Here is a 26,109-nt window from a genome sequence, read left to right as displayed (position 1 = left end):
AGCTCAGCCGTGATGCTGCTGCCGATGCGGAGTCTTTCAAACTATTACACCGCTCCGGCAGCCCAGTCCCACTCGGACGGTCCGCTGGCGGCTGCACGCCAGGGGGCCGGAGCGCCGGACACTGGCGCTTTCGACCCCTTCGCCTTCGGCGAGGTCGAGCGGATCATTCCCACCACTGAAGCACAGCGCGAAGTCTGGCTCGGCGATCGCCTGAGCGACGAGGCAGCGCTGGCGTACAACGAAGCCAGCGCGCTGCGGCTCGTGGGCCCGCTCGACGATGCGGCCCTGGCACGCGCCGTCGGCCGCATGGTGGCACGCCACGACTGCCTTCGCGCAACCTTCTCGCCGGACGGCACGCAGCTCTTCATTGCGCGGCCTGAGCCCTACGCGCTGCAACGCATCGATCTCTCGAAGGCCGACGCGGCCGAACAGCAGCAGCTGCTGGCGAGGGCCTTCGACTCGGCCGTGCACGAGCGCTTCATCCTGGAGCAGGGCCCGCTGCTGCGCATGAGCCTCTATGGCACCGGCCCCGAAGACCACACGCTCCTGATCAGCGCTCACCACGCCGTGTGCGACGGCTGGTCCCTGGGCGTGATCTGCACCGAGCTCGGCGAGCTGTACGCGCATGAACAAGGCATGCACCCGCCGCCGGAGCCCGCACCTCGATACGCGGACTATGCGCAGTGGGAAGCCGACGAAGCAGCGAGCCCGCGCATGCAGGCCCACATCGACTACTGGCTGGGCCGCTTCGCCGGCGGCAGTGCGCCGGTGCTGGAGCTGCCGCTCGACCGGCCTCGTCCCGCGGTGCGGACCTTCCGGTCGCGCCGGATCGACGGCCTGCTCGGCGCCGAGCTGGTCGAGGGCGTTCGCAAGCTGGCCGCCGGATCGAGCGCCAGCCTCTACGCCGCGCTCTTCGGCGCCTTCGCCGGCCTGCTGCATCGCCTGACCGGCCAGGAAGACCTGGTCATCGGCATCGCCGCCGCCGGCCAGCTCGCCAGCGACATGCCCCGGCTCGTCGGGCACTGCGCCAACCTCCTGCCGCTGCGGGTCGCGGTGAATGCCGCCACGCCGCTGTCCGAGCTGGCCAGCCAGAGCCGAGGCCTGCTGCTCGATGCCTTCGAGCACCAGAACCTCACCTACGGCACGCTCCTCAAGAAGCTGGTGGTGCCGCGCGATCCGAGCCGCCTGCCGCTGGTGAGCGTGCTCTTCAACGTCGACGCCAGCACCGAGCGCGCCGCAGGCGAGTTCCCCGGCCTGCAGGCGCAGCTGCGCAGCATCCCGCGCGCCTATGAGAACTTCGAGCTCTTCCTCAACCTCACGCCCGTCGCGGGCGGCATGCAGTGGGAAGTGCAATACAACGTCGACCTGTTCGACGACGAGACCATCACCCGCTGGATGGGCATGTACGAAGGCCTGCTGAAGGCTGCCGTGCGCGAGCCCGGGACGGCGCTCGGAGGCGTCGACCTCCTCAGCGCCACCGAGGAAGCGCGCCTCCTCGCTTTTCAGCCTGCGCCCACGGCGCCCTCGCGCGGCGGTCTTGTCCATGCAGGCTTCGAGCGGACGGCGGCGGCGCAGCCCGAACGCCCCGCGCTGCGGCACGAAGGGCGGCAGTGGACCTACGCCGAACTGGACGCGCGCGCCAACCGGCTGGCGCATGCGCTGCGGGCCCGGGGCATGGGCCGCGGCGAACGCATCGGCGTGTGCCTGGAGCGGAACGCAGACATGCTGGTGGCCCTGCTGGCCGTGCTCAAATGCGGCGCAGCCTACGTGCCGCTGGACCCGGACTTTCCGAAGGCGCGCCTCGACTACCAGGCAGATGATGCGCGGCTCGGCTTGCTGATCACCACGTCCGGCATCGTTCATGCGCCGAGCGCCTGGTGCGAGGACGGCGACGCGCAGGTGCTCTGGCTGGACAAGGACGCCGAATGGCTGGACGCGCCCTCCACGCCGCTCGCCGCCGGCCCGCAGGACGCGCAGGCCGGCGACATGGCCATCCTCATCTACACCTCGGGCTCGACGGGCAAGCCCAAGGGCGTGGGCATCGCGCACGCTGCGGTGGCCAACCTGCTCCAGAGCATGCGCGAGACGCTGCGCATCGGCCCCGAGGACCGCGTCGCGGCGGCGACCACGCTGAGCTTCGACATCGCGGTGATGGAGCTGATCCTCCCGCTCGAAGTCGGCGCGGAGATCGTGCTGGTCTCGCGCGAGACGGCCAAGGATGGCCAGGCCTACCGCCAGCTGATCGAACGCGAACAGGTCACGGTGTTGCAGGCCACGCCGACCGCCTGGCGCCTGCTGCTCGATGCGCAATGGCAAGGCGGGCCCGGGTTGAAGGCCATCACGGGCGGCGAACCGCTGCCGCGCGACCTGGCCCTGGCGCTCAACACGCGCTGCGGCGAGCTCTGGAACATGTACGGGCCCACTGAAACCACCGTGTACTCCACGGCGTGGCGCGTGGACGATGCGCAGCTCGCGCGCAACGGCATCTCGATCGGCCGGCCGATCGCGAACACCAGTGTGTGGATCATCGACGCCCAGGGCCGCCGGTGCCCCATCGGCGTGCCCGGCGAAATCTGCATCGGCGGCGCGGGCCTTGCCATGGGCTACTTTGGCCGGCCGGAGCTGACGCAGCAGTCCTTCGTCCCCGATCCCGCTTCGAGCACCGGCGGCCGGCTGTACCGCAGCGGAGACCGCGGCCGCTGGCGCAACGATGGCTTGCTCGAACACCAGGGCCGCATCGACCACCAGGTCAAGGTGCGCGGCTATCGCATCGAGCCGGGCGAGATCGAGGCCTGCTGCAACGAAGTGCCCGGCGTGGGCGCCAGCGTCGTCGTCGCACGCGAAGACCAGCCGGGCGACGTGCGCCTGGTCGCGTACCTCGTCGCCGCGGCGGGCGCGCAGGTCGACACCGCGGGCGTGAAGCAGGCCCTGAGCGGACGCCTTCCGAAGTACATGCTGCCGCAGCATTTCGTCGTGCTCGACGCGCTTCCGCGGCTGCCCAACGGCAAGATCGACAGGAAGGCCTTGCCGGCGCCCGGTGCGTCTTCCTCGGCTGCCGGCCAAGCGGCCGAGCTCGCACCCATTGCGCCGCGCAACGAGCGCGAGCGCGCCGTGCTCGCGGCCATGGAGCAGGTGCTGAGCCTGCCGGGCCTGGGCATCCACGACGACTTCTTCGCGCTGGGCGGCCATTCGCTCCTGGCATCGCGACTGGCCACCCGGCTGACACGCGAGTTCGGCGTCACCGTGCCGCTGCGGACGCTCTTCTCGGCGCCCACCGCCGAGCGGCTGTCGGCGGCGCTGGGCGAACTCGCGTCCAACGGCATCGCGCCGGTCGAGCACATCCCCCGCCGCGACGGGCGCAGCAGCGCGCCCCTCACGCCGATGCAGGAACGCATCCTCTTCCTCGAGGAACTGCATCCCGGCCGGTCCGTCTACAACACGCCCTCGGCGCACCGGCTGACCGGTCCGCTGGACGCCGCAGTCTTCGAGGACGCGCTGCGCGAGGTCGTGCAACGCCAGCCCGTGCTGCGCACGTCGTTCGCGCGGGACCCGGACACCGGCGAATTCAGCGCATCGATCGCTGCCGAGGTGCCCGTCGAGCTGATGCGCATCGATCTGAGCGGGCTGCCTGCCGACCAGCGGGAGCCCGAACTCGTCGAGAAGCTGCAGGACGTGGCGGACCAGCTGATCGATCTCCATCGCGCGCCGCTCTTCAATGCCGCCCTGATCCGCATCGACGACGACGACCATGTCTTCGTCTTCGTGCCGCACCGCCTGGTGTGGGACGGCGCGTCGGTCGACCTGCTCATCAACGAACTGTCGGCCCTCTACCAGGCCAGGCTGGGCGGCGTGCCGCACGAGCTGCCCGAGCTGGGCGTCACGCACGGCGACTACGCCGAGTGGTACCTCGGCTGGCTGGCCTCGCCGCAGTTCGAGCAACAGCTGAGCTTCTGGAAGAAGCGCTTTGCCGATGCCGCCCCGCCCAAGGCCCTGCCCACCGACCGGCCGCGCGGCGCCGGCATGACCGGCCAGGGCCATACCTACTGGATGTCCGTCGATGGCGCGCTGACGCAGCAGCTGCATGCCGTGGCGCGCGGCCACGGCGTCACCCTCAACATGCTCGCGCTCGGCGTGTACGTGCTGCTGCTGGGCAGCGTCGCCGATACGCGCTCGCTGGTGGTCGCCACGCCCGTGCGTGGCCGCCAGCTGCCGGAGACCGAGCCGGTGATGGGCATGTTCGGCAACCTGTTGCCGCTCCCCGTCGCGTTCGATCCCCGGCAGACGCTGGGCCAGTTCATGCAGTCCCTGAAGCAGCAAGTGGTTTCGGCCCTCGACAACCAGCAGGTTCCCTTCGAGCGCTTTGCCGGCGAGCCGGAATTTTCGGCACGGGCCAAGGGCGCTGGCATGTACCAGGTGCTCTTCTCCTTCGAGGACACGCGCGAGCGCGCGCAGGGCCTGGGGCCGCTGCAGCTTCGCCCGGTCCGGATCTCGCAACGCGGTGCCACGGAGGACCTTGGCCTGTGGTTGACCGACGGCCCGGGCGGCCTGGAGGGCGGCCTCACCTACAACGCCGACATCTACGCGCGTGAAACGGCCTTGGCCCTGCGCGACCGCTACCTCGAGTTGCTGCGGCACGTGGCCGAGCACCCGCAGGAGACCCTCGCGGCCGTGGCTGCCGATGGCGGTTCCCCCGAGACCGCGCTGCAGCTCGCGCATCTGGCGCGCGGGGTCGCGGCCAGGCCGGACGCTCGCGAGCGCGCCGAACCAGCGATGAGCCTGGCCGCGTCGGCAGCACCCGCTGTCGCGCTGGACGCCGGTCAGGTGGAGCTGGCGCAGATCTGGGCCGACGTGCTGAAGATCGAGACTTCAGACATCCGCCCGAGCGACAACTTCTTCGATCTCGGCGGCGATTCGCTGCAGGCCATGCGCGTCATCCAGATGGCCGAACGGGCCCTGGGCTTCCGCACTGCGCCGCCTCGCTATGTGTTCGAGAACCTGGGGCAGCTCGCTTCCAGGGAGGCCGCGTTTGCCGCGCCCGTGCGCGAAGCGCGGCGCAGCAGCTTCAACGCGAAGCGCGAGGAAGCACCGGCGCGAAGCCTGCTTGGCAAGATGTTCTCCGGGTGGGGCAACAAGGCGCATAGAAGCGGCTGAGCTTTCCGGAGCGGCGGACCGCCCTCATCGCACCGAGAGTGCACAATCCCCGTTCCTGATCGATCGGCGGTGTGCCTGCTCAACATTTCATTTCACGCCACATGCCAAGTTTTCTTCGATCCATTGCAGTCACCGTCGACGAGCCCGATCCGGGCCATTTCTATTGGGTCCTGCTGGAATCGCAAGGACCCGAAGACGAGTTTCGCCTTCTGAACTCGTCGCCCCGCGGGACCGACAGCTACGAGCACGCCTTGCAGGAGGGCGTGAACGCGCTTCGCCGGCTCTATGAGACGCACCATGTCGGTCCACGGCGCGAAGCCCTGGACGAGGAAGAAAATCCTTCGGGGTGGACGCCGCTGGCGTAGCTTTCCGAGATGCCGTTTGCGACGGTGTATCCGCTGTACGTTCACAAGGCCGAGCGCAAGAATCGTACGAAGTAGCAGCCCCGGTGAATCGACCCGTCAAAGGCTTGCTGCGTTCTTTCGGCTCAAACGCCGTCGAAGCTCAACCTCTGCTTCAGATAGGCGATGAACGCCTGCACTTTGGGCGACGGCATCCGCTCCCGTGAGGAAAGCGCATTGAGATCCTGCGGTGGGCCGATCCACTCCGGCAGAACGCGCACCAGGCGGCGCGCCTTGACATCGGTTGCCATGCTGTGTTCCATGGCCAGCGAGATGCCCTCTCCTTGGCGCAAGGCGTCATGGAGCAGGGCCGGATCGCTGGCCACAACGACCGGGTTGATCAAGTAGCCGCGAGGCTTGCCGCTCGCCTTTCGCAGCGGCCATACATAGCCGACATCACGACGTGCCTGATGCAGCGCGAGTGTCGAATGATGACGCAGGGCGTCAGGCGTTGCGGGCGTGCCCGCGCGGCGAAGGTACGCGGGGCTTGCGAATGTGCCGGAGGGAAAGCTCGCGAGTCGCCGGGCCACGAGGCTGGAGTCCGGCAACTCGCCAAGGCGCAACGCGATGTCGATCTCATCCTGGACCAGGTCGAGTGTTGCATGCGAGGCCAGGATCTCCAGCTTCACGTCGGGGTAGGTCGCGCGGAAACCGGGGAGCAGCGGGGCGAACCAGCTCACGCCGAACGAGTAGGGCATGGTCACGCGCAGCCACCCGCGCGGCCCATCGCGCAGCTGGTGCACTGCGCCCTCGGCGGCTTCGAGTGTGCTGGCAATGGATCGACATTGCTCGAAATAGATCGCTCCGGCTTCGGTCAGGCTCAGCTTGCGCGTGGTGCGCCGTAGCAATTGCGCGCCCATGTACTTCTCGAGTTCGTAGACGCGCCGACTGACGGTGGTCTTGGGGACCTGCAGTGCGCGCGCCGCCGACGTGAAGCTTCCTTCCTGCACGACGCGCACGAACACCAGCGTGTCGTTCATATCTCTTGCCATGGCCAGCGTCCCTCCGAGACTTCGCACATCAGGATTGTCCCATCCGTGGCCCGGTTCTTGCCATCTTGATGGGCTAATCAAAACGGATCGCTTTCCTTATCTTTGGTGCTCCACCTTCTGGAGAAGCACCATGAACCTGAGCGAATACACGAGCTATGACGCCGTCGGCCTGGCACGGCTGGTGGCCGCCCGCGAAGTCCGGCCTATTGAACTTGCCGGTCTTGCGCGCGCCGCCGCGAATGCCGTGAACCCCCGGATCAATGCCGTGGTCGAGCACTGGGCGGCCGACGAAGCGGACCTGGCGACTCCGGCGAATGGCAGCCCGCTCGCAGGCGTGCCTTTCCTGATCAAGGATCTCGCCATCCAGATGGCAGGCAGGAAGAACGAGCTCGGCAGCCGCCTGGCCAAGGGGGTGGTCGCAACGGGTGACTCGAGCCTCATGCGCCATTTCAGGAAGGCCGGCCTGGTCACCATAGGCCGAACGACCACGCCCGAGATGGCCTTCAGCACCGAAACCGAGTCCGCATTGCAAGGCGCGACTTGCAACCCCTGGGACACCCGGCTCAGCGCAGGCGGCTCGAGCGGCGGGTCCGGCGCAGCCGTCGCGGCGGGCGTGGTACCGATGGCGCATGCAACGGATGCAGCGGGCTCGATCCGCGTGCCCGCTGCCTGCAACGGCTTGTTCGGACTCAAGCCCACGCGCGGCCGCACGTCCAACGGCCCGGGCCTCGACGAAGTGTTCGCCGGCCTCGGGGTGCAACTTGGGGTGAGCCGCACGGTACGCGACAGTGCGGCGCTGATGGACGCGGTGCAGGGATACTCGACCGGCGACCCGTACTACACCTCGCCGCCCGCCGGCAGCTTTCTGTCGGAGGTGGGACGCGACCCTGGCAGGCTGCGCATCGGGCTGATGCTCCACTCGTGGAATGGCGAGCCGACGTCGCAGCCCATTGTGGAGGCCACGCGCAATGCAGCGCGTCACCTCCAGTCGCTGGGCCATCACGTCGAAGAGGCTGCGCCGGTGCTTGGCGTGACATGGGAAGCCTTCGTCCATGCCAACGCGCAGATCTGGTGTGCCACGCTGGTGCGCTGGATCGACGGGCTTGCCGCCGCGACCGGCCGCCCTGTCGACGCGACGACGCTCGAGCCTTCCTCCCTTGCGAACTATCGCTACGGCCGCAGCGCAAGCGCCGTCGACTTCGCCGCTGCGCTCGAAGTGCGCAACACCGTCGCGCGGGCCGTCGGTGAATGGTTCGTGCAGATGGACGTGCTGATGACGCCCACGCTCCCGCAGCTGCCGGGGCCGCTTGGGACCTACAGCGAGGGCGCCGATCGCATGAGTGGCCTGGAGTGGACGGCCCGCGTCTTCCGGCATGCCTCCTTCACGCCGCCGGCCAACGTGGCTGGCACGCCGGCAATGTCAGTGCCGCTCGCCGTGGCGCCCGGCAGCGGCTTGCCGATCGGCGTTCAGTTCGCCGCAGGCTTTGCGCGGGAGGACCTGCTTCTGCGATTGGCCGGGCAGCTCGAACAGTCGATGCCCTGGGTCGCCCGTCGTCCGGCAGTCTGGGCAGGTCGACCTTAGTCGGCATGGCCGCTGCAGGCCAAGCCCAAGCCGTCGCGGGACGTGGACCGAGGGCCCTCAGTCCGTGGTGCGAACAACGATGCGGCCCCTGATCTTGCCCGCCACCAGCGCATGGGCAGTATCGATGGCCTCCGACAGCGCGATCTCGCGCGTGATGGTTTCGAGCAGCGATGGATCGAGATCCCGCGCGAGCCGTGTCCACGCCTCGTTGCGCCGTGCGAGCGGCGCCATCACGCTGTCGACGCCGAGCAGGGCGATGCCGCGCAGGATGAATGGCATCACCGTGGCCGGCAGGTCCGCGCCCTGCGCAAGGCCGCATGCAGCGACGGCGCCGCCGTAGCGCGTCTGCGCGCATGCGTTGGCCAGCGTGTGGCTGCCCACCGCGTCGACGACCGCGCGCCAGCGCTCCTTCTGCAGGGGCTTGCCCGGGGCCGAGAGCTCTTCGCGGCCGATCACGGCCGTGGCGCCCAGCGTCATCAGGTACGGCGCCTCCGCGCTTTTTCCGGTCGCAGCGACCACGTGATAGCCAAGCCTGGCAAGCAAGGCGACCGCCACCGATCCGACCCCGCCGGTGGCACCCGTCACGAGCACCTCGCCATCTCCCGGCTCGAGTCCGTGCCGCTCGAGTGCCATCACGCAGAGCATCGCCGTGTAGCCCGCCGTGCCGATCGCCATGGCTTGGCGGGTCGTGAACGCCTCCGGCAGGCGTACCAGCCAGTCGCCGCGCAGCCGCGCGCGTTGCGCCAGGCAGCCCTTGTGCCTCTCTCCGACGCCAAAGCCGTCGAGGATCACGCGGTCGCCGGGCCGCCAAGCCGGGTGGCTGCTTTCCCGGACCGTACCGGCGCCGTCGACCCCCGCCACCATCGGCCATTCGCGCACGACCGGCGCGCTGTGGGTGATGGCGAGCGCGTCCTTGTAGTTGAGCGTGGAGTAGTCGATATCGACCGTGACGTCGCCGTCGGGTAGAAATGCATCGTCGACCTCGCGCACCGCCGCGGTGAACCCGGGTGACTTGTCGAGCACCAGTGCCTTGAACATATCCACCCCGCTTCAGCGATGACGAAACACCGGCGCGCGCTTGCTCAGGAACGCGTGCATTCCTTCTTTCTGGCCGTCCGTGGCGAACGCCGCCTGGAACAGGCGCCGCTCGTGGAGCAGGCCCTCGGCCAGAGAGACTTCGTGCGCACGATTCACCGCTTCCTTGGCCATGCGGACGGCGGGCGCGTTGTAGCCCGCAATGGTGTGCGCCGCCTCGAGGGCGGTCTGCAGGAGCTCGGCGGCAGGCACCACGCGCGCGACGAGGCCCGCCGCCTTCGCCTCCACGGCATCGATGCTCCTGCCGGTCAGCACCAGATCCATCGCCAGCGCCTTGCCGACGGAGCGCGTGAGGCGCTGCGTGCCACCGATGCCCGGAAGGATGCCCAGCTTGATCTCGGGCTGGCCGAAGTGTGCGTCGTCGGAGGCGATGATGAAGTCGCACATCATCGCAAGTTCGCAGCCTCCTCCCAGGGCATAGCCGCTGACGGCGGCGATGATGGGCTTGGTGATCGCCTGCACACCCTGCCAGGCCGCGAAGACATCGTTCGACTGGAGCTCGGCGAAGCTCTTGTCGGCCATCTCGGCGATGTCGGCGCCGGCCGCGAAGGCACGCGGGCTTCCGGCGATCACGATGGCGCCGACGTTGGGGTCTGCATCGAATGCGCGGAGTGCCGCGACCACCTCGCGCGACAGCACCGTGTTCAGCGCATTGAGGCTTCGCGGGCGGTTGAGTGTGATCAGGCCGACGCGCTCGCGGCGTTCCACGAGGATGGTTTCATACAGCGGCAGTGCCTGTGCGTGGGGTGTGCTTTCCGCCGGCACCTGGCGGTCGGTCCTGGCAAGGGGCGGCTGGGCGGGCACGATGGGCAAAGCCTTGGTGGCTGTGGCGGACATGTCGACTCCTTTTGCGGTGAGTGGTGGTGGTTCAGGCTGCTTCGGCCAGGCGGGCAGGTGAATCGCGTTCCGGAGCATCTGCAGGCCGCTCGGCTCGGGCGTAGTCGCCCGTCCCCGACATCAGCTCGGCGAGGATGCGCTCGCGGTGTTCATCCAGCCCGGGCGCCCGGATGGGCGTCTTCGCATCGATGTCGTCGAATCCACCGAGCTTGATCGGATTGCCGGCCGTGCGCACCGGGCGCTGCGACGTCCCCTGGACCTGGACGATCATGTTGCGGGCCTGCAGCTGCGGATGCCCGAACAGCTTGTCGATGGTGTTGATGGGCGCACACGGAACACCCGCCTCGTTGAGGCGATCGATCCAGTGCTCGATCGCCTCCGTCCGGGTGATGGCCTCGATGGCGGCGACCATTGCCGGGCGATTGCGGCAACGCAGGTCGTTGCTGAGAAAGCGCGCGTCGAGCGCAAGCGCCGGACTCCCGAGCGCGTCGGCCATGAGCATGAAGAGCTGATCGTTCCCCGCGGCGATCACGAAGCGGCCGTTCTTCGCCGCGAAGGTTTCGAAGGGCGCCAGCGAGGGGTGGCTGTCGCCGGTCCGCGTCGGCACCTTGCCCTCGACATCGAAGCGCGCCAGGGCCGTTTCCATCAATGCGGCCTGGCAGTCGAGCATGCCGATGTCGACGCGCATGCCTTGTGCATCGTGCGTGCGCTTGTACAGGGACGACACGATGCCCACCGCCGCGAACAGGGCGGCGCTCAGGTCGCCGAAGCTGGTCCCCACCCGGGCGGGCGGCGCATCGGGCCAGCCGGTCAGGCTCATGACACCGCCCATCGCCTGCACGACCATGTCGTACCCCGGCAGGTCGCTGAAGGGGCCGGTGTGCCCGAAGCCCGAGATCGATGCGTAGACGATGTGTGGATGGGTTCGCGCGAGTCGTTCGGCGCCGTAGCCCAGGCGGTCCATCACGCCCGGCCGGAAGTTCTCGACGACCACGTCGGCGTGCGAGAGCATCCGCTCGAGCAGTTCCCGATCGCGCGGGCTCTTGAGGTCGAGCGCGATGCTTTCCTTGCCCCGGTTGAAGCACATGAAGTAGGCCGACTCCTTGTCCACGAAGGGCCCGAAGGCGCGCGTGTCGTCGCCGGTGCCGAGTTTCTCGATCTTGATGACGCGCGCCCCGAGGTCGGCCAGGACCATCGTGCAGTAGGGTCCGGCCAGGACGCGCGAGAAGTCGAGCACGGTGATGCCGTTGAGCGGCCCCTTGCGGCGGATGGCGGGGGAAGATCTCTCCATGTCGTCGTCTCCTGTTGGGGGCTATTGGCCGGCAGCGATCCAGCGCGAGGCCTTCTCGGCAATCATGAGCGTGGGGCTGTTGGTGTTGCCGCTCGTGATGGTCGGCATCACGCTGGCATCGACCACGCGCAGGCCACGGAAACCGCGAACGCGCAGGTGGCTGTCGACCACCGCCGTTTCGTCCGAGGCAGCGCCCATCCTTGCGGTGCCCACGGGATGAAAGATCGTCGTGCCGATGTCGCCCGCGAGTCGCGCGAGCTGTTCATCGGTTTCGTACTGGGGCCCGGGCTTGAATTCTTCCGGCTTGTAGCGCGCCATCGCGGGCTGCGCGGCGATGTGCCGGGTGACGCGCAGCGAGTCGGCGGCAACCCGCCTGTCTTCCTCGGTGCTCAGGTAGTCGGGTGCGATCAGCGGCGCGTCCGAGAAGTCGGCACTTCGGATATGGACGCTGCCCCGGCTCGTCGGGTTGAGGTTGCACACGCTGGCCGTGATCGCAGGGAAATCGTGCAAGGGCTGCCCGAACGCATCGAGGCTGAGTGGCTGCACGTGGTACTGGATGTTCGCGTGGGCGCGCGCGGCGTCGCTCTTCGTGAAGATGCCCAGCTGCGACGGAGCCATGCTCATGGGGCCACTGCGCTTCAACGCGTACTCCAGCCCGATCTTCGCCTTGCCGAGCAGGCGGGTCGCCTGGGTGTTGAGCGTCGTGGCGCCATGCACCTTGTAGACCGAGCGTATCTGGAGGTGGTCCTGCAGATTGCGCCCGACGCCTGGCAGGTGCGCGACTACAGGCACGCCGTGCGACTGGAGCAGGGCGGCATCGCCGATGCCGGAAAGTTGCAGGATCTGCGGCGTGCCGATGGCACCGGCGCTCAGCACGACCTCCCGGGTCGCTCTCACGGTGCGGCGCTCGCCACCCTGCACGATCTCGACTCCCCGGCAGACGCGAACGCCATCGGCGTCCTGCTCGAACAGCAGGCGGCAAACCTGTGCGCCGGTCCAGACCAAGAGGTTGCTGCGTTGCTTGCGAATGGGGCGAAGAAACGCCTTCGATGCATTCCAGCGCCATCCACTGCGCTGGTTCACCTCGAAATAGCTCACGCCGCGGTTGTCCCCGCCATTGAAATCCTCGGTGGCCGGGATGCCGGCCTGCTGCGCGGCGAGTGCGAAGGCATCGAGCACGTCCCAGCGCAGCCTCTGCTTCTCGATGCGCCACTCCCCGCCGGAGCCGTGAAGCGTGCTGAAGGCGGCCAGGTCGCCGGATGCGGCAAGCTTCGATGCATCGAGGCGGTAGTGGTCCTCGTGTGCGCGAAAGTCCGGCAGGCAGTTCTCCCAGGTCCATGCGGCGTCGCCGGTGGCCTCGGCCCATTGCGCATAGTCGCGCGCCTGGCCGCGCATGTAGATCATCCCGTTGATGCTCGAGCATCCGCCGAGCGTCTTGCCTCGTGGATACAGCAGCGAACGGCCATTGAGTCCTGGCGATGCCTCGGTGCGAAAGCGCCAGTCGGTGCGCGGGTTGTCGATGCAGTACAGGTAGCCGACGGGGATATGGATCCACGGATAGCTGTCCGGACCGCCTGCCTCGAGCAGCAGGACGCTGCGATGGCGGTCCGCGCTCAGGCGGTTCGCGAGCAGGCAGCCCGCGGTGCCCGCGCCGATGACCACATAGTCGAACGCCGGCGCGCTCATGGCGTGCCTCCGCCGTCTCCGAGCTCAAGGAATGGTGTCTTCATTTAATTAGACCGATCGTCTATTAAAGGTCAAAAAAAAGGGCGGTCAGGCCCCGATGCTTTGGCGGAAAAGCCTGGCGAACATCTGGAGTGGCGCGGCCTTGCGTTCGAGCTTGGCGCGAAGCACCGCACCTTCCCAGCCAGTCCACAGGAACGCCGCCCACTCCGCGCAGTCCGTCGCCTTGCGGATTTCTCCCTTGCGCCTGGCCTGCTCCAGCACCGTCGCCGTGCGGCGTTGCCAGCCGAGCAGCACCTGGGTCAGCTGCGCACGGAAGGGCTCGGGCAACGTGCCCATCTCCTGGCCCAGGTTGCCGACCAGGCAGCCCCGGCGGAATCCGAAGCGCTTCATGCCGCGCTCGGCATCGGCGAAGAAGGCGTCGATGCGATCGAGCGGCGCCTTGGTCTCGTCCAGGTAGTACCGGTCGAGCTTGCGCACGAAATACTCGTCGTAGCGGGCGATGAGCTCCGCGCCGAACGCTTCCTTGTTGGCGAAGAAATGATAGAAGGACCCCTTCGGAACGCCGACCGACTTGAGGATCTCGTCGATGCCGGTCGCGGAGAAGCCTTTTTCCGTCAATGCAGCAACGCCGGCATTGAGAAGCGCCTCGCGCGTGGCGCGAAAGTCGCCTTCATCCTTGGCGGGGCGGCCACGCTTGCGTGGCAGAACAGCAATCGAACTCATGGCCCGATTATTAGACCGACTGTCTTGTTAAATCAAGCTGTTTTGTCCGGCACCGTTCGTGCGAGTGTGTCGCACAGGCCTTCTTTCGCTGGGGAAAGGCGGTTGCGACCTGCCTCAGCGTGCCGGCGCCCAGCGATGAGTTGAGACATAATTAGACCGATCGTCTAGCGTTTCTTATCGTAAACCCCTATTCGCACCCTCGGGCTGCGTGCTAAATTTCTCCGCAGACGAGAACTTCGTCGCTCATCATTTCGCACCGACTGCCAGTGTTGCCAGTCAGGTGCAAGGCAACAGGGCCTGAACCGGTTAACTCCCGGGTCAGGCCCTTTTGCTTTTTCGGCTTCTTGAAACGACTTCATCGAAATGGACGCAACCGCGCCCAGGGATGAACTCGGCCTCAGGAAACCCGAGCGAGATGCCAGCGGTGGAGCCGTCAGACCCGAACACCTCAACCCTTGAAGGAGAGATCTGATGAGCCCAATGAATCGCCGCGACCTGGTCAAGACGGGCGGCACCATGTTCGTCCTTGGCGCAGCCTCCGGCACCGCGCTGTTCACCGCAGCGGCCCATGCCCAGGAGGGCGTGAAGCTCGGCCTGCTGCATTCGCTCTCGGGCACCATTGCCATTGCCGAGGCCTCGCTGGTGGATGCGGAGAAGATGGCGATCGACGAGATCAACGCCGCCGGCGGCGTGATGGGCCGCAAGATCGAAGCGGTGGTGGAGGATGGCGCGAGCGAGAACTCGGTGTTCGCCGAGAAAGCCCGCAAGCTGCTCGAGCGCGACAAGGTCGCCGCCATCGTCGGCTGCTACACGTCGGCGTCGCGCAAGGCGGTGCTGCCGGCACTCAGCCGCGCCAAGGGCCTGCTCTTCTACCCGACCTACTACGAGGGCCAGGAGCAGGACAAGCACGTGGTGTACACCTCCCAGGAAGCCACGCAGTCCGTGGTGGCCGCCGTCGAGTGGCTGGTGCGCGAGAAGGGCAAGACCATCTTTCTCGTCGGCTCCGACTACATCTATCCGCGCACCTGCAACAAGATCGCCAAGCCGAGCATTGCCAAGCTGGGCGGCAAGGTGCTGGGCGAGGAATACGCGCCCCTCGGCCATACCGAGTTCTCGTCCATCATCAACAAGATCAAGGCTGCCAAGCCCGACTGCATCTACAGCACCGTCGTCGGGGGCTCGAACGTCGCGTTCTACAAGCAGCTGCGCGCAGCGGGGCTCGACGGCACGAAGCAGACCCTGCTGTCCACCGTCGTCTCGGAGAACGAGATCGAAGGCATCGGCAAGGACAACGCCGTCGGCTACTACGCCTGCATGGGCTACTTCCAGAGCGTCCAGAACCCGGCCAACGAGAAGTTCGTCAAGGCCTTCAAATCCAAGTACGGCCAGGATCGCGTGATCGGTGACCCGATGGAGGTCGCCTACAACTCGGTCTACCTGTGGAAGCTCGCGGTCGAGAAGGCCAAGTCCTTCGATCCCGAGAAGGTGCTGGCCGCAAGCGCAGGTGTCGAGCTCGACGCGCCGGAAGGCAAGGTCCGCGTGCACGCGACCAACCAGCACGTCTGGAAGAAGGTGCGCGTCGGCAAGGCTTTGCCGAACGGCCAGTTCGAGATCGTCTGGGAGTCGCCGAGCCTGGTCGAGCCCAACCCCTTCCCCACGCTGTAGGCGGCTGTGCGGGACACCCCCAGACACCGGAGTCTTCCATGAACTTCGACATTGCAGTGATGCAGATCTTCAACGGCGTGAGCCTGTTCACGATCCTGCTCCTGATGGCCATCGGCCTGGCGATCGTCTTCGGCCTGATGGGCGTGATCAACATGGCCCACGGCGAGCTGATGGCGCTCGGCTCGTACGTCACCTACCTGACGGCGACCGCGTTCTCGAAGTTCGCGCCTCTGTGGATGGGGGTCTACCTGTTCGCCGCGATCGCGTTGGCATTCGCCGTCACCTTCGCGTTCGGCTACCTGCTGGAGCGCGGCTTCGTCAGGTTCTTCTACAACCGTCCGCTCGACACCTTGCTGGCGACCTGGGGCTTGAGCCTGATCCTCCAGCAGGCCTACCGCTCGATCTTCGGCGCCCAGGAAGTGAGCGTGCCATTGCCGCAATGGCTCAGTGGCGCCTGGGAACCGGTGGCGGGTATCCAGCTCCCGATCAGCCGGATCTTCATCATCGGGCTCACCATCGCGGTCGCCGTGGGCGTGTATCTCCTCTTGAACCGTACGCGCTGGGGCCTGAAGGTTCGTGCCGTGACGCAGAACCGCGCCATGAGCGAGGCCGTGGGCATCGATACGCAGCGGCTCGACGCGCTGACATTCGCGCTCGGCGCCGGGTTGGCCGGCATCGCTGGATGCGTGTTCACGATGATCGGCTCGACCAACCCGGGCACCGGCCAGCTCTACATCGTGGATTCGTTCATCGTCGTCGTCTTCGGCGGCGTGCAAAGCCTGATCGGCACCGTGCTCTCGGGCTTCGCGATCGCGCAGTCGCAGACCACGCTGGAGTATCTGATGAGCGGGTCGATGGCACGCGTCACGATCCTCCTGCTCGTGATCCTGGTCCTCTACTTCCGGCCCAACGGCCTGTTCGCAACCCGGTCGAGGAGCTGAGCGATGAAATCCCTTCTGCGGGCTGGCGACACCCGCGCCACGATCCTCGTCGCCGCGCTGCTGCTGGCCATGGTCGCGGTGCTCGATCCGTTCCGCCTGAACCTCATGGGCAAGTACATGGCGTTTGCATTCGTCGCGCTCGGCATCGTGCTGCTCTGGGGTTACGGGGGCGTGCTGAGCCTCGGGCAAGGCCTGTTCTTCGGTGCGGGCGGCTACATGATGGCCATGTTCCTGAAGCTCGAAGCGTCGGCGCCGGAGCTGCCGGACTTCATGGTGTGGAGCAGCGTCGAGCACCTTCCGATGTGGTGGCTGCCTTTCCGCAGCCTCCCCATCACGCTGCTGCTGATACTGACCGTGGCCCCGCTCGCCGCCTACCTTTTCGCGTATGCCATCTTCAAGAAGCGCGTGGGCGGCGTGTACTTCGCGATCGTGACGCTCTCGCTGGCGCTTACCGGCACGGTGCTCATCGTGGGCCAGCAAGGCGACACGGGCGGGGCCAACGGCATCACGGATTTCCGCACGCTGCTCGGCATGGACATCGTCAGTGACGATGCCAAGCAGACGCTGTACCTCATCGAGGCGGCAACCCTGTGCGTTGCCATGCTGTGCTGCGTCGCGCTGCTGCGAAGCCGCTTCGGAAAGGTCCTGATCGCCATTCGCGACAAGGAGGACCGCGTGCGCTTCAGCGGCTACAACACCGCCCACATGAAGGCGTTCGTGTTCGCGATCGCGGCCCTGCTGTCGTCCATCGGCGGCGCCTTCTACAGCCTCCAGGTCGGCTTGATATCGCCGACTGCCGTGGGTGTGGTGGCCTCGATCGAGATGGTGATCCTGGCTGCGGTCGGAGGGCGCCTGTCGATCCCGGGCGCGGTCGTGGGCGCCTTGCTGGTGGGCTTCCTGAAGTCGTACCTGTCCGAGGCCTTTCCCGAAATCTGGCTCTACTTCCTGGGCGCGCTCTTCATCGTGGTGGTGGCGTTCATGCCACTGGGAATGGCCGGCGTCGTCCAGCGCCTGGCCGCAGGCCGCGCCGCCGCAAAGGTGATGCCATGAGCGCCGTGCTGCCGCTGTCCACTTCAAACCCGGGGAATTCCGCCGTGTCTTGCGCTTCATCCGCCGTGGAGCAGATCCTGCAGGTCGAGGACCTCACGGTTTCCTTCGACGGCTTCAAGGCTGTCGATGCGCTGAGCCTGTCCATCCACCGCGACGAGCTGCGGGTGATCATCGGCCCGAACGGGGCCGGCAAGACCACGCTGCTGGACATGATCTGTGGCAAGACCCGCCCCAGCTCGGGCAGCGTCCGGTTCAACGGCCGAGAACTCGTCGGCTTGCCCGAGCACGAGATCGTGCGTGCCGGCGTCGGGCGCAAGTTCCAGACGCCCTCGGTCTACGAAGACCTCACGGTGATGGAGAACTTCGAGATCTCGATTCCCGGCAAGCAGGACGTGCTGGGCTCGATCTTCTTTCGCCGCAAGGCCGACGTGCTCGACCGCATCCACGCGGTCGCGCAGGAGGTGTTCCTGCATTCGATGCTGCATCACCGTGCCGGCCAGTTGAGTCATGGCCAGAAGCAGTGGCTGGAGATCGGCATGCTCCTGATCCAGGCGCCCGAGCTGCTGCTGCTCGACGAGCCGGTCGCCGGCATGAGCCCGCGCGAACGCGAGCAGACGGGCGACCTGCTGCGCCGCATTTCGCGCGGCAAGTCGGTGATCGTCATCGAGCACGACATGGACTTCGTGAAGCGCATCGCGAGCAAGGTCACCGTGCTGCACCAGGGGCGCCTTCTCAGCGAAGGCAGCGCGGCCCAGGTGCAGTCGGACCCTCGCGTCATCGACGTCTACCTCGGGCACTGAAGGAGCGGCCATGCTGGAAGTCAGCCATCTCAACGTCTTCCATGGCGAGTCGCAGGCGATTCGCGATGTCTCTTTCCGCGTGGGGAATTGCGAGTCGGTGGCCATCATGGGCCGCAACGGCATGGGCAAGACCACCTTGCTCAAGTCGCTGATCGGCATGCTCCCGTCGCGCTCGGGCAGCATCCGCGTCGAGTCGCAGGAGCTGGCGGGCAGCCCCAGCCACCAGCGGGTGCTCAAGGGCCTGGCCTTTGTGCCGCAGGGACGCATGATCTTCTCGCAGCTCAGCGTCGAGGAGAACATCCTCGTGGGCCTCCGGCATCCCCAGCGCACGGTGCCGGAGTACATCTACCGCTTCTTCCCGGTGCTCGCCGAGATGAAGTCGCGCCGGGGCGGCAACCTGTCGGGCGGGCAGCAGCAGATGCTCGCCATCGCCCGTGCGCTCGTCACCGACCCCAAGGTGCTGATCCTCGACGAACCCACCGAGGGCATCCAGCCGTCGATCATCAAGGACATCGCCCGCGTGCTGAACCTGCTGCGCGTCGAGCGGCAGATCGCGATCGTGGTGTCCGAGCAGGTGCTGAGCTTCGCCCTGGACCTGGCCGACAGGTTCCTGGTCATCGACCGTGGACGCATCGTCCACGACGAAGCGCGCGCCCAGCTCGACCAGGAAAAGGTCAAGTCCTTCCTGACCATCTGACCCCTCTTTCTTCACCCCCTCTTCCTTCACCCCTTCTTTCACCCAACCACCAGGAGTTCGTCATGCGACACGGAGATATTGGAAGCAGCAACGATTGCGTCGGCGTGGCCGTCGTCAACTACAAGATGCCCCGCCTGCACACCAAGGGCGAGGTGCTCGCCAACGCCCGCAAGATCGGCGAGATGGTCGTCGGCATGAAGCAGGGCCTGCCGGGCATGGACCTGGTGGTCTTTCCCGAATACTCGACCCACGGGATCATGTACGACCCGAAGGAAATGTACGAAACGGCGTCGACCGTGCCCGGCGACGAGACCGAGATCTTCGCCGACGCCTGCCGCCGCGCGAACGTCTGGGGCGTGTTCTCGCTGACCGGCGAGCGCCATGAGGAGCACCCGAACAAGGCGCCCTACAACACGCTGATCCTGATGAACAACAAGGGCGAGATCGTCCAGAAGTACCGCAAGATCATGCCGTGGACGCCGATCGAGGGCTGGTATCCCGGCGACTGCACCTACGTGTCGGACGGCCCCAAGGGCATGAAGGTCAGCCTGATCATCTGCGACGACGGGAACTTTCCCGAGATCTGGCGCGACTGCGCCATGCGCGGCGCCGAACTCGTGGTGCGCTGCCAGGGCTACATGTACCCCGCCAAGGAACAGCAGATCATGGTCGCGCGCACCATGGCGTGGATGAACAACGTCTACGTGGCCGTGGCCAACGCGACCGGGTTCGATGGTGTGTACTCGTACTTCGGGCACTCCGCCCTCATCGGCTTCGACGGCCGCAGCCTGGGCGATTGCGGCACCGAGGAAATGGGCATCCAGTACGCCGAGATGTCGGTCAGCGCCATTCGCGACGCCCGCAAGAACCAGCAGTCGAACAACTTCCTCTACAAGCTGGTCCATCGCGGCTACACGGGCAAGATCAATTCGGGCGAAGGGGCAGCCGGCGTGGCGGGCTGTCCGTACGAGTTCTACGGCAAGTGGATCAACGACCCCGAAGGCACCCGAAAGATGGTCGAGGGCCTGACCCGGTCGACGCCCGGCACGCCCGAGTGCCCGATCGAAGGCATTCCGAACGAGGCGGCGCAACACCGCTGAATCCACCACGCGCGGGGTGATGGCCAGCGGTCTGCGCCCCGCGCCCTGCAAACCCAAGGAAACACGTGTCAGCCATCGACAGCTATCGTTTGGGCGCGGAGCCCTTCTACATGCCCGCGGGCAACGAGGTCGCGCTCTACGAGCAGGCCTACGCCCATCGCATGCCGATCCTCCTGAAGGGTCCGACGGGTTGCGGCAAGACCCGCTTCATCGAGTACATGGCGTGGAAACTCGACCGGCCACTCGTCACCCTGGCGTGCAACGAAGACATGACCGCCTCCGACCTGATCGGCCGCTATCTGCTGGATGCCGGCGGGACGGCGTGGCACGACGGTCCGTTGACGATGGCGGTCCGCCACGGCGGCATCTGTTACCTGGACGAGGTGGTCGAGGCACGGCAGGACACGACGGTCGTGATCCACCCGCTGACCGATGCGAGGCGCATGCTCGCGCTCGACAAGAAAGGCGAGGTGGTGCAAGCGCACCCCGATTTCCAGCTGGTCGTGTCGTACAACCCGGGCTACCAGAGCCGCAGCAAGGACATGAAGCATTCGACGCGGCAGCGTTTCGCCGCGCTGGAATTCGACTACCCCGGCGCCGAGATCGAGAGCGCGATCGTGGCGCGCGAGGCCGCTGTTTCGCTGGAGACGGCGCGCCTGCTGGTGAGCATTGCGCATCGCTCGCGCGCGTTGAAGCACCGCGGGCTGGACGAAGGGATCTCGACGCGCATGCTGATCTATGCGGGGCGGCTGATCGGCTCGGGGGTCAACCCGCGCCAGAGCTGCGAGATGACGATGACGCGCGCGCTGACCGATGACCCGGACATGGCCAAGGCCCTGCAGGGCTTCGTCGAAGCGCACTTCGACTGAACGGAAGCGGGCGCATGATCTCCACTGGCACTGTCGACCTGCCCGGCGTGGTGGATCGCGCGCTCGGGTCGTCGCACCCATCGGCGGGCGAAGGGCCACGCAAGCAGTTGCTGAGCTGGTTGCATGCCTTGCACGAGGATGATCAGGCCTGCGCGGCCGCATTGGCAGGCAAGCTCGAATGGCTCCTCGCGCGCGCGCCGGTCGAGGCATTGGGCCGGTGGATCGTCACCGGACTGCGCCTGCATGCCGGAGACCGCGCGCGATTGCGTGCCTACCTCGCGCTGGCCGACGCGCGAGCGATCGAGTCACTGGACCGGGAGATCGCAGAGGGCGGCGCCCGGCATGTCGCGACTTCGATTGCATGGCTGCTGGAAGGACTCACGGAGCGCCCGATCACGATCCAGGCCCGCGACCGTGACGATCTCTATGCGGCGCCGCTTCGTCCCACGCTGACGCCCACCCACTTGCTGCTGCCCAACGACTACACCGCGCTTGACGGTGCCGATCGCTACCGCCTCTACCGAACGGCGGCTGCACACGCAGCGGCCCACCTGCTTCATTCGACGCCGGCTCGCCCGGCGGGAAAGCTCAAGCCGATGAGCCTGGCGGTGATCTCGGCGATCGAGGACGCGCGCGTGGAACGCCTGTTGCTGCGCGACTACCCGGGCATGCGCCGATGGTTCGCGGATGCGCTGGCCCATGCGCTGCAACCGGGTGCCTTGAGCTTCGCGGCGCTCATCTCTCGCATGAACCTCGCGCTCATCGACCCGCACTACCAGGACGACAACTACTGGGTCAACAAGTCGCGCACCCTCTTCGAGTCGCAGGCGTTGCTCGGGCTGGACGACTATGCCGCCTTCAGGCACATCGGCTCCGTGCTGGCGAACGACCTCGGCCAGATGCGCGTGCCTTTCCGGGCCGAGCTGTACCGGGTGCCGGCCGCCTACCGGGACGACAACTCGTTCCTCTGGGCCTCCGACGGCGAACGCGCCCAGACTCGGGAAATCGAACTTGAGCAGCCGCCGGCGATACCGCAAGGCCCCCGCCCGACGGAGCGCAGCGATGCAGACCCGCGTCCCGAAGCTTCTGCAACCCACGAGGTCGAGCTGGGCCGCCATGCCTATCCCGAGTGGGACGACCGCGTGGCAGTCATGCGCAGCAATTGGTGCACGGTCATCGACAAGCTGCCGTCGTGGAGGACGGTACGCCGCGACCTCGGCAGTCCCTCCATCCCCGGCGCTGGCCAGGCGTTGCGCCTGGTGCGCGCCCACCGGTTCAGCCGCGCCCATCGCCTGCGCCGGCAGTGGGAAGGCGACGATCTCGACCTCAACGCGGCCATCGAGGTGATGGTCGCGCAGCGGGCCCGCATGGCGACCGACCCGCGGCTGTTCATCCGCAGCGCCCACCAGGAGCGGACCAGCAGCGTGCTCGTGCTGCTGGATCTCTCGGAGTCCACCAACGACAGGCTCCATGCGGCAGGCCCCAGCCTCCTCGACATCGAAAAGCAGGCGGCCTTGCTGCTCGCGCGGGCGGTCGCCCACGGTCCGGACCGGATCGCGATCCACGGCTTCTCGACGAACACGCGCGCCGAGGTCAGCAACTACCGGTTGCTCGAGTTCGGCTCCCCGCTGGACGACGTGGCCGAGTCCATGATCGCCTGCGCACCGGCTCGCCATTCGACGCGCATGGGGGCTGCACTGCGCCATGCGGTGCGCGCGTTCGCCGGCGAGCCTTCAGGCAATCGCATCGTGCTGCTGGTGACGGATGGCGCGCCGTCGGACGTCGATGTCCACGAGCCCGGCTACCTCGTCGAGGATGCGCGCGCGGCTGTCCATGAGGCGCGCGAAGAAGGCATTCACGTGCACGGCCTGGCCGTCGATCCGCAGGGGCACGCCTATGTGCGCAGGATCTTCGGTTGGGGCCATTTCGACATCGTCGACGATCCCCGTGCGCTACCCGCGCGGCTGTGCCGGTTGTATGCTCGGTTGAGTGCCGCATGAAGCGCTGAAAATCCGCCATCGAACCTGAGGACTAGCCCGTGGCCAACAAAGATCCCGTCCGCGTGGGCGTGCTGTACTCGGAGACAGGCGTGACCTCGACCATCGGCAAGTCGCAGCTGCAGGGAACCCTCCTGGCCATCGACGAGATCAACGAGGCGGGCGGCCTCGACGGCCGGGAGCTGGTGCCGGTCTTCTACGACGCGCAGTCGACGCCGGCGGTGTATTCCAGGCTGGCCGAGCGCCTGATCCTCGAAGACAAGGTCAACGTGATCCTCGGCTGCTACATGTCGAGCAGCCGCAAGGCGGTGCTGCCGCTGGTCGAGAAGTGGAACAAGCTACTGTTCTACCCGACCCTCTACGAAGGCTTCGAGTTCTCCAACAACATCATCTATACCGGCGCCGCGCCCAATCAGAACAGCGTCCAGCTCGCGGAGTTCATGACCGCCAACTTCGGATCGCGGGTGTACCTGATCGGGTCGGACTACATCTATCCGTACGAGTCGAACCGCATCATGAGCGAGCTCGTGCTCCAGCGCCAGAACAGCGAGAAGGTGGCAGAGCGCTACGTGCCGCTGGACGCAACCGAACAGCATTTCCAGCCGATCATCGAGGAGATCCGGGACTTGCAGCCCGACTTCATCTTCTCCACGGTCGTCGGCGACTCCGCGGCCTGCCTCTACCGGGCGTATGCGGAGGCCGGGCTGGACCCCAGGACGATGCCCATCGGAAGCCTGACCACTTCGGAGGCCGAGGTGTCCCAGATGGGCGGGGCGGGCATCGGTCATTTCACCTCGGCCCCCTATTTCCAATCCATCAACTCCGAGACCAACCTGCGGTGCCTCGAACGGTTCCGGCAACGATTCGGCGCGAGCTGCGTTCCGAACCAGTGCTGGGAAGCGGCCTATTTCCAGACGCATGTCTTCGCGAATGCCTTCGTTCGCGCGGGCACCGACGATCCGGCGCAACTCGTGCCCCACGTCCTCGGCAGCGAGCTCGACGCACCGCAGGGCAGGATTCGCATCGATCCGACGAATCACCACACCTGTCTCTACCCGCGCATTGGCGTGGTCAACTCCAAGGGCCAGTTCACCATCGTGCGCGAGGCGACCCGTGCGGTGCACCCCGACCCCTACATGGTGACCCATTCGCTGGGCGACTGGGCCGCAGAGCTGAGCACGCTGGAGCTTTGACGTGGAGACCGAATCCGTACGTCAGAAGGCCCGGCCGACGCCGACCCAGCTGAAGAACCTCCGGATGCTGCGGGTCGCGGTCTGCCATCCTGACGACGCCGACGGCCAGCAGATGACGCAGCAGCTTCGCCGCATCGGATGCCATGTGCAGGCGTTCTGGCCGCCGCTGCCCGTGCTGCCGGAACTCACCGACGTGGTGTTTCTCGCCGTTCGTCCGGACAGCATCGACATGAACTTCGAGTGGTTCAACGCGGACGAGGGGCCGACCATCATCGCCGTCGTGAACTACGAGAACCCGACGATCGTCGAGATCGTTCTTCGCATCGGCGCCAAGGCGACGCTGCCGTCGCCGGTACGCTCCTTCGGGCTGTTGTCCGCGCTGGTGGTGGCGCGGCAGGTGCATGGCGACCTCAAGGCCCAGAAGCGCCAGCTCCGAAAGCTCAGCGGCAAGGTGCTTGGCGTGCGGCGCATCGAGGAGGCCAAGAACGTCCTGATGCGCTCGAGAAGCATCAGCGAAGCCAAGGCCTACGACCTGATCCGAGAACAGGCCATGAGCAAGCGGGTCAGCATCGAGGAGATCGCCCAGACGATCCTGAACGCCAACGAGATCCTTTCGCTTGGCAAGACCTGAGCGTCGACCCCTCCACTTCGTGCAGATAGGTCGTGAATCCATCCTTGGCCGGCGCAACGGAATTGAGCAGCATCACCGCGCTGACCTGTCCGCGATGACCTGTTCCGTGCGTGACGACATGCATGAGCATTTCCTCTCTCGACATGCGCCCTGCTGCGCCGTCGGTGAACCTGAAGTCGATGGGTTCGGCCAACCCGTCGCCGTCGAGTGTCGAGACATAGTCGATGTATTCCTGATCGTTCTTCCTGAGATCGGCGGATAGATCCTTGAGCCTCGGCATCTCGTCGAGGTTTGCCGATGTGTACAGGTGAGCTTCTCGCCGGAGGTGCGCGGCGAATATCCGGTCGACGACATAGGTGTGGCTCAACGCCTTGACGGCCAATGCCGTGACTGGGGAGTCGTCTCCGAGCTTGGCCAGGGCTGTCAATAGGTGGTCGTCGGCCCAAGCCTTGTACATGAAGAGATGGTGCAAGGTGTCGTGCATGGCATGAAGCTCCTGAGTATTGGCGCGTCACAGGTCTTACATGCAGAAGGTGCGCCGCCTGTTCGCGTCTGCTCAGAATATGAGCGATCATTCGCTTTTGCTACTCGCATTGCCGGTGTCGAAAAAATGGCGCGAAAACCTCTCATCAAGCCCAGGAAACTCGCCACCCAGGAGCGATCGCGCGCCACTGTAGACAGCCTGGTCGAGGCAACCGCTCGCATTTTGGTCAAGGAGGGCTTCGACAAGGCGAGCACCAACCGCATCGCGGAACTCTCCGGGGTGAGCATCGGTTCCCTCTACCAGTACTTCCCGAGCAAGGAGGCCCTGGTCGCCGCTGTCATCGAGCGTCATCAACAACAGATCATGCAGACGGTGCGCAGCGAGTTGGCGCGGGTCTCGACCCAGCCGCTGCACGAGGCCATGCGCAGCTTCGTCGCAGTCGCGGTAGAAGCGCACCGCGTCGACCCCGCGCTGCATCGGGTGCTCGCCGAACAGCTCCCGCGCGTCGGAAAACTCGAGAAGCTGGACACCTTCAGCGCTGAAAATTTCAGCCTGTTCAGGGCCTATCTCGAAGGCGTTCGGGATGAACTCGGTGTCGATGACCTGGAGCTCGCATCGTTCGTATGCGTCACGACGATCGAGGCGTTGACGCACAGCGCAGTGCTGCACCAGTCCAAAGGGGTGACGAAGGATCGGATGGAAGCGCTTGTCGAAGAGACGGCGCGCATGGTGACGGGTTTCCTGAAAGCCTGATCCGCCCGTGTTCAGGCGTGCAGAATCGTTGAGCCCAGGAGCGGCAACACAGGGGCCTCGATGGCCAGGCCATGGCCGATCAATCTGATCACCCGGCTGTTCGGCGTGACTTTTCCTCTCCGCCGCTGTGACATATCGTCGATGGTGCCTGCAGACGCATCGCCCTAGGAT

The 26,109-nt window shown here is 66.5% G+C and carries 22 protein-coding genes; 15 read left to right on the top strand and 7 right to left on the bottom strand.

Features of this window, described 5'->3' with window-relative positions:
- Positions 1-24 precede the first annotated feature (24 nt).
- The 3 genes from E5CHR_RS29755 (at position 25) to E5CHR_RS32170 (ending at position 5,591) form a co-directional block, all read left to right on the top strand.
- Positions 25-5,151, top strand: a complete 5,127-nt coding sequence (locus E5CHR_RS29755) for a non-ribosomal peptide synthetase (RefSeq protein ID WP_162583348.1) — start codon at positions 25-27, stop codon at positions 5,149-5,151.
- Positions 5,152-5,252: 101 nt separating this feature from the next.
- The gene (locus tag E5CHR_RS29750) at positions 5,253-5,516 is read left to right on the top strand and encodes a hypothetical protein (RefSeq protein ID WP_162583347.1); all 264 of its coding nucleotides are present in this window, start codon (positions 5,253-5,255) and stop codon (positions 5,514-5,516) included.
- Positions 5,517-5,525: 9 nt separating this feature from the next.
- Complete coding sequence (locus E5CHR_RS32170; protein ID WP_162583975.1) at positions 5,526-5,591, top strand: DUF2200 family protein; 66 nt, start codon at positions 5,526-5,528, stop codon at positions 5,589-5,591.
- Between the two features lie 47 nt (positions 5,592-5,638).
- Here the strand turns inward: E5CHR_RS32170 and E5CHR_RS29740 are convergent, their stop codons facing one another.
- A complete protein-coding gene (locus tag E5CHR_RS29740; protein ID WP_162583346.1) occupies positions 5,639-6,544 on the bottom strand; it encodes a LysR family transcriptional regulator in 906 nt (301 codons plus the stop codon).
- 130 nt (positions 6,545-6,674) lie between these two features.
- Here E5CHR_RS29740 and E5CHR_RS29735 point away from each other — a divergent pair, with 130 nt between their 5' ends.
- Complete coding sequence (locus E5CHR_RS29735) at positions 6,675-8,126, top strand: amidase (protein ID WP_162583345.1); 1,452 nt, start codon at positions 6,675-6,677, stop codon at positions 8,124-8,126.
- A gap of 57 nt (positions 8,127-8,183) precedes the next feature.
- Here E5CHR_RS29735 and acuI read toward each other — a convergent pair whose 3' ends face one another.
- From acuI to acuR, 5 genes are all read right to left on the bottom strand, one after another.
- Positions 8,184-9,164: an acrylyl-CoA reductase (NADPH) gene (gene acuI / locus E5CHR_RS29730; RefSeq protein ID WP_162583344.1), complete on the bottom strand. Its 981-nt coding sequence runs from the start codon at positions 9,162-9,164 to the stop codon at positions 8,184-8,186.
- Positions 9,165-9,176: 12 nt separating this feature from the next.
- On the bottom strand, positions 9,177-10,058 hold the full coding sequence (locus E5CHR_RS29725; protein ID WP_162583343.1) for an enoyl-CoA hydratase: 882 nt from the start codon (positions 10,056-10,058) through the stop codon (positions 9,177-9,179).
- A 31-nt stretch (positions 10,059-10,089) separates the two neighbouring features.
- Entirely contained in the window at positions 10,090-11,349 is a 1,260-nt protein-coding gene (locus tag E5CHR_RS29720) for a CaiB/BaiF CoA transferase family protein (RefSeq protein ID WP_162583342.1), read from the bottom strand.
- Between the two features lie 21 nt (positions 11,350-11,370).
- The gene (locus E5CHR_RS29715; protein ID WP_162583341.1) at positions 11,371-13,035 is read right to left on the bottom strand and encodes a GMC family oxidoreductase; all 1,665 of its coding nucleotides are present in this window, start codon (positions 13,033-13,035) and stop codon (positions 11,371-11,373) included.
- Positions 13,036-13,122: 87 nt separating this feature from the next.
- Positions 13,123-13,758, bottom strand: a complete 636-nt coding sequence (gene acuR / locus E5CHR_RS29710; RefSeq protein ID WP_162583340.1) for an acrylate utilization transcriptional regulator AcuR — start codon at positions 13,756-13,758, stop codon at positions 13,123-13,125.
- Positions 13,759-14,229: 471 nt separating this feature from the next.
- Here acuR and urtA point away from each other — a divergent pair, with 471 nt between their 5' ends.
- From urtA to E5CHR_RS29660, 10 genes are all read left to right on the top strand, one after another.
- Positions 14,230-15,423, top strand: a complete 1,194-nt coding sequence (gene urtA / locus E5CHR_RS29705; protein WP_162583339.1) for an urea ABC transporter substrate-binding protein — start codon at positions 14,230-14,232, stop codon at positions 15,421-15,423.
- A 38-nt stretch (positions 15,424-15,461) separates the two neighbouring features.
- Entirely contained in the window at positions 15,462-16,364 is a 903-nt protein-coding gene (gene urtB, locus E5CHR_RS29700) for an urea ABC transporter permease subunit UrtB (RefSeq protein ID WP_197893885.1), read from the top strand.
- A gap of 3 nt (positions 16,365-16,367) precedes the next feature.
- The gene (urtC, locus tag E5CHR_RS29695) at positions 16,368-17,414 is read left to right on the top strand and encodes an urea ABC transporter permease subunit UrtC (RefSeq protein WP_162583338.1); all 1,047 of its coding nucleotides are present in this window, start codon (positions 16,368-16,370) and stop codon (positions 17,412-17,414) included.
- Complete coding sequence (urtD, locus tag E5CHR_RS29690) at positions 17,411-18,214, top strand: urea ABC transporter ATP-binding protein UrtD (protein WP_162583337.1); 804 nt, start codon at positions 17,411-17,413, stop codon at positions 18,212-18,214. Before urtC ends, urtD begins: the two co-directional genes overlap by 4 nt.
- Before the next feature lie 10 nt (positions 18,215-18,224).
- Complete coding sequence (gene urtE / locus E5CHR_RS29685) at positions 18,225-18,911, top strand: urea ABC transporter ATP-binding subunit UrtE (protein ID WP_162583336.1); 687 nt, start codon at positions 18,225-18,227, stop codon at positions 18,909-18,911.
- Between the two features lie 62 nt (positions 18,912-18,973).
- Positions 18,974-20,011 (top strand): aliphatic amidase, encoded by a 1,038-nt coding sequence (locus E5CHR_RS29680; RefSeq protein ID WP_162583335.1) that lies wholly within the window; start codon positions 18,974-18,976, stop codon positions 20,009-20,011.
- 110 nt (positions 20,012-20,121) lie between these two features.
- Positions 20,122-20,880 (top strand): CbbQ/NirQ/NorQ/GpvN family protein, encoded by a 759-nt coding sequence (locus E5CHR_RS29675; RefSeq protein ID WP_162583973.1) that lies wholly within the window; start codon positions 20,122-20,124, stop codon positions 20,878-20,880.
- Between the two features lie 14 nt (positions 20,881-20,894).
- Entirely contained in the window at positions 20,895-22,880 is a 1,986-nt protein-coding gene (locus E5CHR_RS29670; protein ID WP_162583334.1) for a nitric oxide reductase activation protein NorD, read from the top strand.
- Positions 22,881-22,918: 38 nt separating this feature from the next.
- A complete protein-coding gene (locus E5CHR_RS29665; protein ID WP_162583333.1) occupies positions 22,919-24,070 on the top strand; it encodes a transporter substrate-binding domain-containing protein in 1,152 nt (383 codons plus the stop codon).
- A gap of 1 nt (position 24,071) precedes the next feature.
- Entirely contained in the window at positions 24,072-24,701 is a 630-nt protein-coding gene (locus E5CHR_RS29660; RefSeq protein WP_232062239.1) for an ANTAR domain-containing response regulator, read from the top strand.
- Here the strand turns inward: E5CHR_RS29660 and E5CHR_RS29655 are convergent.
- Entirely contained in the window at positions 24,634-25,185 is a 552-nt protein-coding gene (locus tag E5CHR_RS29655; RefSeq protein WP_162583332.1) for a DinB family protein, read from the bottom strand. The two genes, E5CHR_RS29660 and E5CHR_RS29655, sit on opposite strands and share 68 nt — an antisense overlap.
- 3 nt (positions 25,186-25,188) lie before the next feature.
- On the opposite strand from E5CHR_RS29655, the gene E5CHR_RS29650 reads away from it, so the two are divergent.
- Positions 25,189-25,938 carry a TetR/AcrR family transcriptional regulator gene (locus E5CHR_RS29650; protein WP_232062238.1) on the top strand — a complete coding sequence of 250 codons (750 nt, stop codon included), beginning with the start codon at positions 25,189-25,191 and terminating at the stop codon, positions 25,936-25,938.
- Positions 25,939-26,109: the final 171 nt, after the last annotated feature.

It is taken from the genome of Variovorax sp. PBS-H4, from assembly GCF_901827205.1.
In the GTDB taxonomy this organism is placed as follows: Bacteria; Pseudomonadota; Gammaproteobacteria; order Burkholderiales; family Burkholderiaceae_C; genus Variovorax.
This window is presented reverse-complemented; position numbering and strand designations above follow the sequence as displayed.